The sequence below is a fragment of the Alteribacter populi genome (genome assembly GCF_002352765.1).
GTDB lineage: Bacteria > Bacillota > Bacilli > Bacillales > Salisediminibacteriaceae > Alteribacter > Alteribacter populi.
On sequence record NZ_KZ293963.1, the window covers coordinates 4279121 to 4291694 of the forward strand.

Here is a 12574-nt window from a genome sequence, read left to right on the forward strand (position 1 = left end):
ATCACTCCTTTTTTATGAAAAGAGAGCTGAGTTTTTTTGTTCTACTTAAATATAATTGATAACGATTCTCATTGTCAACAATGGTCGTTGGAATTAAACAAGTTTTAGATACTTTCTCATAATTGTGAATGGTGTACCTGTGATATAAAATTAAGAGGATTTCATATAAAGGAGTGTCGCGTTTGTATCAGAAAGACAATGTTATGATTCGTCAGATAGAAGAGGCGGATTTAAAGAGACTTTGGGAGCTAACAAGAAAAGAAGAAAATCCAGAATGGAAAAAGTGGGATGCTCCGTATTTTAAGCATCAGTCGATGACATATGAAAACTACTTTGAACAAAAAGATCACATCGTTGCAAAAGATGACGTGTGGGCAATTGTAGTGGACGGTTCGTTAGTTGGTACGGTGAGTTATTACTGGGAGCATCAACCAAGCCGGTGGTTGGAATTAGGGATCGGGATATACGACCCGAAGTATTGGAGCGGGGGATATGGGACGAAAGCGTTCGCGATGTGGGTCTATCATGTATTTGAAGCGGTCCCTCATATTCAGCGAGTCGGCTATACCACCTGGTCTGGAAACGAACGGATGATGAAAGTCGGTGAAAAATTAGGGTTTACTCTTGAAGGTCGAATGCGCAAAGTGCGTTATTTTGATGGTGAATATTACGACTCGATTCGGATGGGTATGCTCAGAGTAGAGTGGAGACAGGTATCAAGTCACAGTGATACGGGGGGGGATTGTTTGATTTAGATGGAACTTTACTTGATCGAAAGAGCTCAGTAAAGTGTTATGATGCTCTACAGTTAGTTAGGAGAATGAAAGACAATACAAATGAGGAAAGCTAGTCAGTGATGACTAGCTTTTTAAGTTAGTATATTCGTTATTGATTATATAATTGAATGATTATATAATTGAATCACTTTCATAATTCATTAGTTTAAAAAAGTAAAAAGCGTTTCTTTTTGCAGCTCCATTGGCCTGCATCTGCTCGCTTTCCGCGTACGAACTGCCAAGCTTCCTCGGGAAAAAGCGCCCTGCGGGGTCTCGGCTAGTCCGTTTATCTGCAGGAGTCTCACAGATTCCGGCCAACTACGCAGAAGAATTTTTTTAATTACGAATCCTTATAGACACTTCAATTCAACTGGGTTGCGGTCTCCAGACTTGCCTTTTCTGGGTTCAGAATTATGAAATTCATTCAATATAGTTAAAATTAAAATTTTGCCTCTAAATGGCTAAAGGAGTTTTAAATCCATGACAAAACCAATCATTTACTTTTTATGTACTGGGAATTCTTGTCGCAGTCAGATTGCCGAGGCTTGGGGAAAGCATTATTTAGGAGATAAATATGACGTATATTCTGCTGGGATTGAAGCGCATGGTGTAAATCCAAAAGCAGTAAAGGCAATGAATGAAGTAGACATTGATATTACAAATCAAACGTCTGATACCATCGACAAAGAGTTGCTTGATAGAGCCGACCTTGTCGTTACTTTATGTGGTCACGCAAATGACGTATGTGCAACACCGCCGAACAAAGAACGCGTACACTGGGGATTTGACGATCCAGCAAAGGCAGAAGGAACAGATGATGAAAAGTGGGCTGTATTTCAGAGGGTCCGTAATGAAATTGGTGAACGGATCAAACGTTTTGCTGAAACAGGAAAATAAAATAAGCATCAAAAAGCCGAAGCCTAGTCAGCTCGGCTTTTTCAAATTGTAGTAGATGAATATTGACAATACTTCTTCACTTGTTAAGTAATTTATGGTTTACTTCTCTTGAAGTAGATGAAATTTACTGTCTTTTTTTGTCTGATTACCATGATAAAATATAACAAAATGAAAATAGAAAGTTATTACCCATTGCGGTTCAACAAAATTTAAAACACAATTTGAAGAGGTAAATGCTCGTTTAACAAAATGCAGGCATGTTGTAATCAGTCTAGGAATTCTTTGAAAAAGCAGAGGGAAAAGAGGATATTTAAACAGAAGAAGCGAAACTTTTCGCAAAATTTATCGTAAAAAGATCGACTTGTCTGATGAAGTTTTTGTGATTCATGTTAACGGGTACATAGGTGAATCTACGCGACTGGAAATTGATTATGCAAAGTTCAAGGAAATGACTGGCCGTTATTATTCAGAGGAAATCCAGAAAAAGAAGTAAACACTGTCTTTAGGAGGTTTGTATGGCTAAAAAACCGTCTGCTAAGTTTACAGTTTTCCTTGTCATTCTGTTTCTTTTACTGCCTATAGTTATCATTTATGTTAGCAATCAAGGCAATCCATTTATTAATAACAAGGTTGAACAAGCCGTTGTGTCTCATTTAAAAGATCGAGGTTTTTCAGATTCAGATATTAAGGACCTTCAAGTGGTGCGCTCAGGAACAGACAACATTGACGGTGCATACCGCTCAAGAATGAAGGTAGTTTTTAATGATGAACCAAACGTTGAGTATACGTTTATTAAGCTGGACGGTGGAGTAGTTATGCAATTATGTAAGGTGAAGACGCAAGGTGAAAATAATACGGTCGAACCATCTTCAATCGAACACCAACATTTAAATGAGGATTGCTACATGCCCAAAGAGGAGATCAGCAACAGCCAATATAAAATGCCGGTTGGCTAGAAAAAAGTGATATTAGGCAGAATGAAAACAAATTAAGTGTTGAATAAATAGAGACTGCTGTATAAGTAGCATACGCCTGCGTGGCAAGAGGATATGCTTTTTCTCATGGAAAGAATCTGCAAGGAAATACCTCTCTTTTGCCAAGGCTCTTTTCTAAAAGATTGTTGCTATTTGATTTTTGAGCTTTTTCAAGATAAATGATAGTGGAGGACAAATTCATTTGTCCGTAACATCATTTGACTTGAAAAAACGCATTACGAAAACAGCCTTTGCCAAAAACCTTGCACCTGACTTTGAGATACACATGAGATAGCCAAGGGGTGCTGTTGCAATGGCGGAGACTCCCTCAGGAAAAGCAACAATGGTCTTCCTGCGACGAGGAACCGCAGGAGGCTGAAGCGTTGCCTGCGGAAAGCGAAGCCATGGAAGCGGCACCCTTTGTATTTGAGTTCTAGAGTATTTCAGCTATACCTAATTATCTTTTATTTTATGTTGATCCTAATTCTACAGGATTTAATTGGAAAAAGGTCGGTGTTTACATATGGAAAAACGAATCGAAACAAAAGACAACCTCGTTTATATAGGAGAGCGGGAAGATGTAATTGTAAAAGCGAAAGAACCTCAGTCTGTTGTTGTACTTGCTCAAGATGACAATGACATTATCTTGATTCGTCAATATCGTGCTCCTGTAGACCACTGGGTAATTCAATTACCGGGCGGGGGAGTGGAAACGGGTGAGGATTTAAAGCAAGCAGCAAGAAGGGAATTCTACGAAGAAACGGGTTATCAGACCGATCACCTTCAGTATTTGGGTAAGCTTTATCCTGGCTCGTGGATCAGTAACGAAGAAAGCCATATCTATTACTCCAATAAAATAACAGGAGAAGGCCGACAACAATTAGAAGACTATGAAAAAATTGAAGTTGGAAAGTACGATGTAAACACGGTTTTACAAATGTTTCGTGACAACGAGCTTCACGATTCTGAACTCAGCTTTGCTATTTTGCAAGCCATTTTACGGGGCTATATCGTTGAGAGAAAATAAGCAAAGTCTTAGTCAGGCTTTGCGATATAATCATATCGGAAAAAAATAACAGAGGAGAGATAAAAAGTGGAATACATCTTTGTAGGTGCAAGTGCAGTTTTTGTATTCGGATTTCTCATGATTTATTCTGGTATTATGAATTCAATTATGGCAGGAAACTTGGAAAGAGAAGATGTTCAAAAGCTGCAGACCAAGTTTTTTATTCGGATCGCGGTTATGGAAGGACCGATTATCGTTGCGATTGTGTTAGCTATAATGTATATGGAGCAGCAGGCTCAAAACGTAAATATTACCTTACCAATTGTTTTAATCATATTCATTACGGTTATTGGTCTAATTAGAGTACTGATGCTAACGAGGGATGCGAAAGCAAGTGTCGATGACGCCGGACTTAAAAATACAGTTCAGACGTTCTTTTTTCTTGGAATGGCATTACTTATCGCTATTCCATTAATTTGTGTCGTCTTTTTAATAACATTAAGTGGGGTATAATGAGACAAACATAGTATTCGGAGTGTTCGAAATGAATCGAAAAGAAATTTATTTCCCTCTTTACGTGGTAATTGGAGCCGCTTCACTGGCAGCTGTGGTGGCTGGTTATGTAAATGATTCGGAACTTTTTAGATTACTAGGGAGAATCGGGTTAGTGGGCCTGATTGTTTTGTTCTTTTTTCATAGAAAATAGTAGCGAATTGCGTTTTTGGCTCAATATGGTATTCCAAATAACCAATAACGAAAAGCAGACGAACTCTAATGAGTCGTCTGCTTTTATTAATGGGATGATTATAAGATTGAAATGCTCTGCTGATTAGTCTTCTAGTACTCGAACTGTTACTGTTTGACGACCGAAACTTTTTGCTTCATCCTTCGTTGCCATATGAAGATCAATGCGGTTTCCTTGGATCGCTCCACCAATGTCACCTGCAATGGCTGTTCCATAGCCCTCAACTTCCACTTTAGATCCAAGAGGAATAACGTCTGGGTCAACAGCAACTACTTTCTTGTCAGGGTTTTCTAGAAGGTTTTGGCCTGTATAAGTAATACCTGAGCATCCGTCACAGTGTGCTGTGTATGCTGTGGCTTCCATTTCCATTGTTGTTTCTGATTCACTAGATTCAGATGAGTCATTGCTGGATCGATCTGTAGATTGATTGTTTGAGTTTTTACTAGACTCATTGCTTGATTTTTCAGATGTTGTAGATCCGTTTGATTCTGAATCGTTAAGAGCAGCATGTAATGTAGCATACGTTTGGGGGCCGGCTAAACCATCCACCAAAATATCTTTTTCAGATTGAAATTCTTTAACTGCGTCATGAGTAACTGAACCGAACTCTCCATCAATGTTAGCGTCATAGTATCCAAGCTCATTTAAGCTGTCCTGGAGAGCCTCAACGACTTCACCTTCATCTCCTTCGCGAAGAATGGCTAGTGCACCAATAGTTTGAACACCAGCGATTCCGTCAATGAGAATGTTTGATTCCGTTTGAAACTCCTTAACGGCTTCTCGAGTAGTTGTATCAAATGCTCCATTTATTGCATCTTCATCTAAGAACCCTTTATCAGTGAGTAGCTCTTGTAACTCCTCAACATGAGCGTGTTCCTTCCCTTCATCTAATAACTTGTCTCCCAGGAAAGGTTCACTTGAAGCGTCACTGCTCAACGGGCTCGTAAAGAAAAAAGCGCCTGCTGCGATGATTGGTAACCCTAGTGTTTTCATTTTTGTAATAGCAAAGTTTTTCATATGTCAGCCTCCTTAGTGCTTAAGTATCTTCGCTAACGTTGTCCATACTACAATCAACGTTTACGTAAAGCAATGAAAAATCGCGCTTTTAAAGGAATTGAAATATAGTTGTAACTGCTGCAATCTATTTGAATAATTAACCCAATCTTTTTTCCTTAAATATGTAGTAAAACCTTATATTACGTACCTTTTTGGGTATTGATACATGAGTATCCTTTTTATTCATAAACACATATTTTATGGAAAAATAATAGAAATAATTATAGTATTAAAGTAATTAGTTAATCCGTATCTTTGTAGGAAGGCTGTAGATTTTTTTGTCGTTATCTTTACGATATAATTACCTTACAGAGGATGTTCAAAAAAGACCGGGAAAAATAGCTGTTGAATTTCTTCGTCATCTTACTTTTCCGCTCCTCGCGTATTAAAGGGATACGTTACGGTGCTGGGAGTGGCGCTTCCTTGAACTACTCGGCACTTTTTGTTCTCCTTTTTGAAGGAGCACTTATGTTAGAACTAGAGGAGGAGTGTTGGACGTGGCATTATATAACCGAATTGGTGTGACTTATGATACCTTAGAAAAGCAGATCCAGAGATTGCGAGATCGTTGTATCGTTTATTGCAAGGAACAAATGAAGGCACTCCGGAAATATTAGATGCCGCTTGTGGCACAGGAAACTATACCCTTGCTTTAGAAATTAAAGGATGCACTATGACTGGGGTAGATGTGTCTGAAGAAATGCTCAGGAAAGCAAGAAGTAAAAGTGAGGATATAAGGTGGATTCAATCAGACATTCGCGAGTGTCGGTTTCATGGGAAAAGGTTTGATGGGGTGACTTGCATTTTATCGATTCATCATTTTGAAGACCTAAGCAGTAGTATTAAGAATCTCTACCATGTACTTAAGTCTGGCGGAAGACTGGTGATCTTTACATCCACTCCAGAACAAATGGCGAACTATTGGTTAAATGCTTACTTTCCTGAAATGATGGAAAAATCAATGGAACAAATGCCTTCTTTTGAAATGGTTTCGTCTGCATTAACGCGGGCAGGTTTTTTTTCAGTAGAAACCGAACCTTTTCTAATTCGTCCTTCGCTAGAAGACTTCTTTTTGTATAGTGGTAAAAGCCACCCTGAATTATATTTAGACGGCCGGATGAGAAGTGGAATTTCGTCTTTTGCAAATCTAGTTTCCGAGAATGAGTTGGAAAAGGGACTTCAATTATTGGCGAGTGACCTTCATAATGGAAACTTTGGTAGGCGAACAGAAGCATTTGATCGTCGGCAAGGAGACTATCTTTTTGTAATAGCTGAAAAACGAGATTCGAACGTTACTTGAGTTGAAAAGCACTCAACAATATCAAGAATAAAAAGGATGGTTTCAAAAAGGAAACCATCCTGCGGTTGCGTTAGATTCGGTTTATCCGTTGAGATAATAATTGCTGATAATGGTCGCTCATCTTCTTTTTTTGTCTTGGAATATAGGGTTTGTAATATTGATAACCCAGTGATAGTTGAGTGGGGTCTTCAACTGTGTTCCCAGATTTCTGCGTCTCTTCTTCCCATTCACTTAAATAAATTACACGAGCATCATCTTCTGGTGGTTCAGGTAGCGTGCTAGCAAATTCTAATGAATTTCCATCTGGATCTAAAAAGTAAATGGAGGCCATAGGACCCCACGTATGAACGAGAGGTTCAATGGGTTTGAGGCCGAATGCTTCACGAGTCTCAATCCCCCTATTTTTTAGCCAATTTGTTGCTTGTTTAATCTCCCCAAAATTAATTTTAAAAGCAAAGTGGCTTTTCTTCCATTCTTCAGCTGATTTTTCCCATATCCCTAACACTTGGCCTGACATACTAAGTGAGTAAAACACGACTCCACGTCCTTTGATTTCTAACTCTGGTTTTAAACCAAGTTTTTCCTCATAAAACTCCTTTGCTTGTGCTATATTTCTGACGTGAACGTGAGTTTCATAAATTCCTTGAATCATAGTCCCATCGCCTCCTCGTTATGCCATTTATTGTTGTTTTTTGTCAAAAAGAGCTGAACGAGGCTTTGAAGTTGGTGGAGTGTTTCCGGTTCTTCAAAGGCATATCCATCAATGACCATTTGTTTGGCCGACACTTCAGCATACAAACCACGCATGACCGTTCGCAGGTTATTAAGGGCATTTATTCCACCTTTACCGCCACCTGCAACACTGACCATAAGTACCGGTTTTTCCTCGAAATACTTGGCACTCGTAAAATCGAGCGTATTTTTCAATGCTCCACTTATGCCGCTATGGTACTCCGGTGTTAAGATAATGAAGGCAGAAGCTTCTTGACAATCTGACAAAAACGATTTTACAGAAGGTTGACTGTTCGTGACATTAAGCCCATTAAAGATAGGAAGCGGAGTTTGACTTAGGTCAAACAGTTTTACAGGATAATTTTCCGAGATATGTTTCGCAACTTTTCCAGTTACCCCTTCTGGTCGGGGAGAGCCATTGATGACAAGTATACTCATATGTTTTTCCACCTTTCTTTCGTGGGTTTTATCTTGTTTGAATATCCTCTTATAGTTTTAGTATAGGAAAAATCGGGAGGAAAAACCTCAGCTAAAAGATTGAATTTTCTTGCGTGAGGAGACTGATTTTTTCTCGGACTGGGGTCGTAGAAAAAGACACCCAAGCATGGGTGTCGTTACTGGAGTTTATACTTAATCGCAAGTAATGCCGCTTGTGTGCGGTCCTGGATGGGAAGCTTTGAAAAAAGGTTTGTGATATGTGTTTTCACGGTTTTCTCAGATATGAAGAGGGTGTTAGCAATTTCATGATTAGCTTTTCCTTTTGAAATTTCAATTAGTACTTCTCGCTCACGATTCGTTAGGGTTTTTAATGCCTTTAACTCTTCGGATTCTTCTTGATGCACATGTTGGAAAAGGTGAGAGGCCACTTTTGGGTCAATGTTTTTTGAACCTTGGGAGACTCGGTGGATTGCAGCGAGTAATTCTTCTGGGTCCGTATCTTTTAAACAGTAGCCATCTGCTCCAGCTTGAACCGCTGAAATCACATGCTCTTGGTCTTCAAAGCTTGTGAGTACTAGCACCTTTACAGGAGGAAAATGTTTTTTTATATGGGTGGTAGCCTCAACACCGTCCATAACTGGCATAGACAAATCAAGAAGTATGACATCTGGGGATAGCCCATTTTTCAACTGATCTATCGCATCTTTACCGTTACTTGCCTCTCCAATTATTTCAATACCAACCTCTTTCAAAAAAAAGTAATAAAGTCCTTTTCTAACAACTTGATGATCATCAACAATCATGATTTTCGTTTTATTCATGAATTTCACCTGCTTTTGGAAGTCTTACAGAAACCGTCGTTCCTTGATTTGGTTGGCTGAGAATGGAGAATTGACCATCGAGCAGCTTGGTGCGCTCTCTCATGCTAATTAGTCCCAATCCATCTGGTAAAACACTTTCTACGTCGAAGCCGCTGCCGTCATCTTTTATCTCCATTTCAACCGAATGCTCATTCGTTCGAATAAGGAAAGAAGCAGTGCTCGTATTCGCATGCTTTTTTATATTATTCAGGGCTTCTTGTCCAATTTTCCAAAGTCCCAGTTCAATATGGCCTGGAATGTTATCGACGAAAATGTCTACCTTGATATTGATTCCTAATTGCTTCCCGTATGTGCAAAAACGGGCCTGCAAGCCTTCTTTGACTTGGTCTGAACGTAATTGCCAGATGAGTGCCTTCATTTGAGCTAATGCTTCTTTTGACATGTGATGGACATCATCAAGAGCTTCGATGATTTGTGGTTCGTTCGTTTGACGTTTTATTCCTTGGGTAGTGTACATAATAGAGAAAAGTTGCTGGTTTACTGAATCGTGGAGATCGCGAGCTAGCCTGTTTCTCTCTTCTAAAACTTTCATTGTTTGTTCTCTTTCTGATAACCGAATCCGTTCCCATGCGGAGCCAATTTGAAATGCTATTGATTCAAGAATGTGCAATTCTTCTTGAGAAAAGGCTTTTTTTTCAGGCGATGCTATATTTAGTAATCCGAATAATTCTTCTCCTGATTTTAATGGAACACTTGCGTGGTGAGTAATTCCTTCAATGTCCCCGCGGTTAAAAGTGATCGCATCTTCAATTCGTTTGCACTCAATAATATTAGTAGCTTTATCGAGCCGTCCGTCAGCACAACGGTTAATACAATAACAACCGCCTTCACGCATATAACGTTTATTTTCATATTGTAGCGCATGAGGTAAATGAGACTCGGCAATAAGTGTAAAGGACTTCTCCTCACCTAATAAGAAAATCCATCCTGATTGAAGATTGGTAAGCTCTAAAATCCGATCGAGTACTTCCTCAAACATAGAGCGCATATTCGTTTCTTTGTTCAGCATCTCAGCTATAGACTTGATTAAAAAAAGTTCATGATTCCGGTTCATGTTACCTCCTCCTTGAAAAGTCGCCTGCTTTCATTTTAGCAAATATTCTAAACAAGCGTTTCTTTTTTCATAATTAACGTTCATAAACGTTGAAATCAATTTTCTCACATTGGTATGATAAGATGGAACCAATAAATGCAATATGTCATTACATAAATTACAGTGGATGGAATGCAAGGAAGGGGTTTTACATGATCACGTTAAAGTCGGAACGGGAAATTTCATTGATGCATGAAGCAGGGAAGCTCCTTGCAAAGTGCCATAAAGAAATAGCAAAAATGATCAAACCAGGAATAACGACGAAAGAAATTGATCAGTTTGTTGATGATTACTTAAAGAAACATGGAGCAACGCCAGAACAAAAAGGATACCAAGGTTATCAATATGCAACTTGTGCTTCTATTAACGATGAAATATGCCACGGGTTTCCACGAAATGAACCGTTACGTGACGGAGACCTTGTCACAATTGATTTTGTAGTCAATTTAAACGGTGCTTTGGCTGATTCAGCTTGGACGTACGGGGTTGGAAGTCTTTCTGATGAAGCAAAGGAATTGTGTAAAGTGACAGAACAATCATTATACCGAGCTATCCGTCAAGCAAAACCAGGAAAGCGGATCGGGGACCTTGGCTTTGCTATTCAATCCTATGTCGAAGCGAAAGGGTATTCGGTTGTACGAGATTTTGCTGGTCACGGACTCGGCCCGACCATTCATGAAGAGCCAAACATCCCTCATTTTGGTATGCAGGGACGAGGGCAGCGCTTAAAAGAAGGCATGGTTATTACAATTGAACCAATGATCAATATTGGAGCATGGAGATCTCAGATGGATGCTAATGGGTGGACGGCACGCACTGTAGATGGAACGCTATCTGCTCAATATGAGCATACAATTGCTATTACGAAGGATGGACCTGTCATTTTAACCGAACAAGAAAGTGTATAACGGGTTAGGGAGATTTAGATTTTATTATAAGTCCCGAGTGGAATACTTGGATTTGATTTACGGTGATGAGTTGGATTCACCGCTTCATTAAGAAAATATTGATCGGTAGTAGGCAGGCACCCTTCTCCTTCCTTCACATAGTTTATAGAGAGCTCATGTGAAAGGAGAGGGCAGTGTGGATAATTATCGACAATTTCCTGGAGGAATCTTCTCTTTCTTATATCCGGGACAACAACAACCTTCAGGCCCACCACCGGGGTTTGGTCCGGGGCAGGGACCAGGAGGAGGTTTTGGACCTGGGCAAGGGCCGGGACAGGGACCACCTGCAGGTCCACCACCGGGCCCGCCACCATCAACGCTACCTCAACAACAAGCTGATGTTGGAGTATTTGCGGTTGATCCTGGATCCCTATATGGTTGTTTGTATCGATATACGTTTATTCGACTTGAGAACGGACGTCGTTTCTGGTTTTATCCGGTATTCATCGGCAGAACATCCGTAGCAGGGTGGCGCTGGCGACCGCGTCAATTCCGCTGGGTTTATACCGGGTTTGATACCCGGCAAATCGCGTCATTTCAGTGTCACTAATGTAAATAAAAAAACCAGATGCAGATTTGTATCTGGTTTTTTTGTGCAAAGATAATTTCTAGAGCTTCAGCTACCTTCACGCCGCTTTTCTCAAGGGTGAAATGCATACAGCTGAAGCTACGCTGTTTTTTAATCTAATAGTATTGTAGGGCAACTCCGATTCGGATAATAAAATTACAGAGCAGGTTTAGTTACTAGCTGAATGTGGTATTAGCTTATGTGAGCATTTTTAAACATACCATTAAATTAAAGGGGGGCTAAGAAATGGTGAGCCCAAATCATATGACTATAATCGGTGAAGCGATTATCGAAAAAAGTAAAGAAATGGCGGAGCAATTATTTGATGATCACGATTCGAAATACCAGGTTAACCAAAAAAATGGGGTTTCAGAGGAAAAGGTGATAGTGTCTCGCCAAGGGCTCTACAAAATGATCGGAGAAGCTCTCATTTCTACAAACTCTGATGAAAAGCTTAATGACATATATAAATGGGGGATAGAAACTGGAAAGAAAGCTGTAAGGCATGGAATATCGCCAGACATTGCTATGCTTTCTTTGTCTCCATTTAGGAAAGTACTTTACCAAATGCTACGAGAAGAATTTAGGAAACACAGTTTGGGATTTGATGCTTATTTTGATGTGTCTGATCGCATAAATCCAATGTTGGATCAAGCCGTTTATTCTTTCACACAAGCATATGTAGAATATAACGATGAAACTCATACTCGTGCGCAGGAGGACCTCCTTGAATTGTCTGTTCCAGTTGTTCCTCTTACGAGCAGTGTGGCTATCTTGCCTGTTATTGGTACGATCGATACGTATCGATCGAAAAAAATGCTTGATCAAGCCCTTGAGCGTGGGTCAGAGCTTGGCCTATCTTACCTTATCATCGATTTATCTGGGGTACGTGTCATTGATACAGCTGTTGCCCGTAACTTATTTCAATTGAATGATGCATTAAAAATTGTTGGAATTACGGGTATTATAAGTGGCTTACGACCAGAATTAGCACAAACCATTGTGAGTTTAGGTATATCGTTCAACCATATGAATGTGACAAACAGCCTCGAACAAGCTTTAATGAAAACAGGACTTAGCATCCAAATTGACAAGGAAGAAGAGGCATCACCTAAACAGAAACGAAAGCAGGTATCTAATAAATGAGGGTGTTCAATTAGT

At 39.7% G+C, this 12574-nt stretch carries 14 protein-coding genes and 1 pseudogene; 10 read left to right on the forward strand and 5 right to left on the reverse strand.

The annotated features are described in order from the left end of the window. Positions 1-182 precede the first annotated feature (182 nt). The 6 genes from CDZ94_RS19790 (at position 183) to CDZ94_RS21465 (ending at position 4359) form a co-directional block, all read left to right on the forward strand. Positions 183-755, forward strand: coding sequence for a GNAT family N-acetyltransferase (locus CDZ94_RS19790; RefSeq protein ID WP_096440114.1), 573 nt, complete (start codon positions 183-185; stop codon positions 753-755). 501 nt (positions 756-1256) lie between these two features. Further along, entirely contained in the window at positions 1257-1673 is a 417-nt protein-coding gene (gene arsC / locus CDZ94_RS19795) for an arsenate reductase (thioredoxin) (protein WP_096440116.1), read from the forward strand. Positions 1674-2188: 515 nt separating this feature from the next. Next, complete coding sequence (locus CDZ94_RS19805) at positions 2189-2629, forward strand: DUF3139 domain-containing protein (RefSeq protein ID WP_096440118.1); 441 nt, start codon at positions 2189-2191, stop codon at positions 2627-2629. Positions 2630-3170: 541 nt separating this feature from the next. Then, positions 3171-3674, forward strand: a complete 504-nt coding sequence (locus CDZ94_RS19810; RefSeq protein WP_096440120.1) for an NUDIX hydrolase — start codon at positions 3171-3173, stop codon at positions 3672-3674. 66 nt (positions 3675-3740) lie between these two features. Next, positions 3741-4166: a hypothetical protein gene (locus CDZ94_RS19815; protein WP_096440122.1), complete on the forward strand. Its 426-nt coding sequence runs from the start codon at positions 3741-3743 to the stop codon at positions 4164-4166. Between the two features lie 31 nt (positions 4167-4197). After that, the gene (locus tag CDZ94_RS21465) at positions 4198-4359 is read left to right on the forward strand and encodes a hypothetical protein (protein WP_157812028.1); all 162 of its coding nucleotides are present in this window, start codon (positions 4198-4200) and stop codon (positions 4357-4359) included. A 123-nt stretch (positions 4360-4482) separates the two neighbouring features. Here CDZ94_RS21465 and CDZ94_RS19820 read toward each other — a convergent pair whose 3' ends face one another. Next, positions 4483-5415 carry a peptidoglycan-binding protein gene (locus CDZ94_RS19820; RefSeq protein ID WP_096440124.1) on the reverse strand — a complete coding sequence of 311 codons (933 nt, stop codon included), beginning with the start codon at positions 5413-5415 and terminating at the stop codon, positions 4483-4485. 607 nt (positions 5416-6022) lie between these two features. On the opposite strand from CDZ94_RS19820, the gene CDZ94_RS21600 reads away from it, so the two are divergent. Next, a complete protein-coding gene (locus tag CDZ94_RS21600) occupies positions 6023-6754 on the forward strand; it encodes a class I SAM-dependent methyltransferase (protein WP_096440126.1) in 732 nt (243 codons plus the stop codon). Positions 6755-6974: 220 nt separating this feature from the next. On the opposite strand, the pseudogene CDZ94_RS19830 reads toward CDZ94_RS21600, so the two are convergent. From CDZ94_RS19830 to CDZ94_RS19845, 4 genes and pseudogenes are all read right to left on the reverse strand, one after another. Further along, positions 6975-7406: pseudogene (locus tag CDZ94_RS19830) on the reverse strand (VOC family protein); the annotation flags it as partial. Beyond that, positions 7403-7924: an NADPH-dependent FMN reductase gene (locus CDZ94_RS19835; protein WP_232735790.1), complete on the reverse strand. Its 522-nt coding sequence runs from the start codon at positions 7922-7924 to the stop codon at positions 7403-7405. The pseudogene CDZ94_RS19830 and the gene CDZ94_RS19835, both read right to left, overlap by 4 nt. Before the next feature lie 176 nt (positions 7925-8100). Further along, entirely contained in the window at positions 8101-8745 is a 645-nt protein-coding gene (locus tag CDZ94_RS19840) for a response regulator (protein ID WP_096440130.1), read from the reverse strand. Then, positions 8738-9859 carry a GAF domain-containing sensor histidine kinase gene (locus CDZ94_RS19845; RefSeq protein WP_096440132.1) on the reverse strand — a complete coding sequence of 374 codons (1122 nt, stop codon included), beginning with the start codon at positions 9857-9859 and terminating at the stop codon, positions 8738-8740. Before CDZ94_RS19845 ends, CDZ94_RS19840 begins: the two co-directional genes overlap by 8 nt. A 191-nt stretch (positions 9860-10050) precedes the next feature. On the opposite strand from CDZ94_RS19845, the gene map reads away from it, so the two are divergent. The 3 genes from map to CDZ94_RS19860 all read left to right on the forward strand — a co-directional run bounded on the left by map (position 10051) and on the right by CDZ94_RS19860 (position 12559). After that, on the forward strand, positions 10051-10806 hold the full coding sequence (map, locus tag CDZ94_RS19850) for a type I methionyl aminopeptidase (protein WP_096440134.1): 756 nt from the start codon (positions 10051-10053) through the stop codon (positions 10804-10806). A gap of 175 nt (positions 10807-10981) precedes the next feature. Next, complete coding sequence (locus CDZ94_RS19855; RefSeq protein WP_096440136.1) at positions 10982-11395, forward strand: hypothetical protein; 414 nt, start codon at positions 10982-10984, stop codon at positions 11393-11395. Positions 11396-11659: 264 nt separating this feature from the next. Continuing rightward, complete coding sequence (locus tag CDZ94_RS19860; protein WP_096440138.1) at positions 11660-12559, forward strand: STAS domain-containing protein; 900 nt, start codon at positions 11660-11662, stop codon at positions 12557-12559. The last annotated feature ends 15 nt before the right edge of the window (positions 12560-12574 follow it).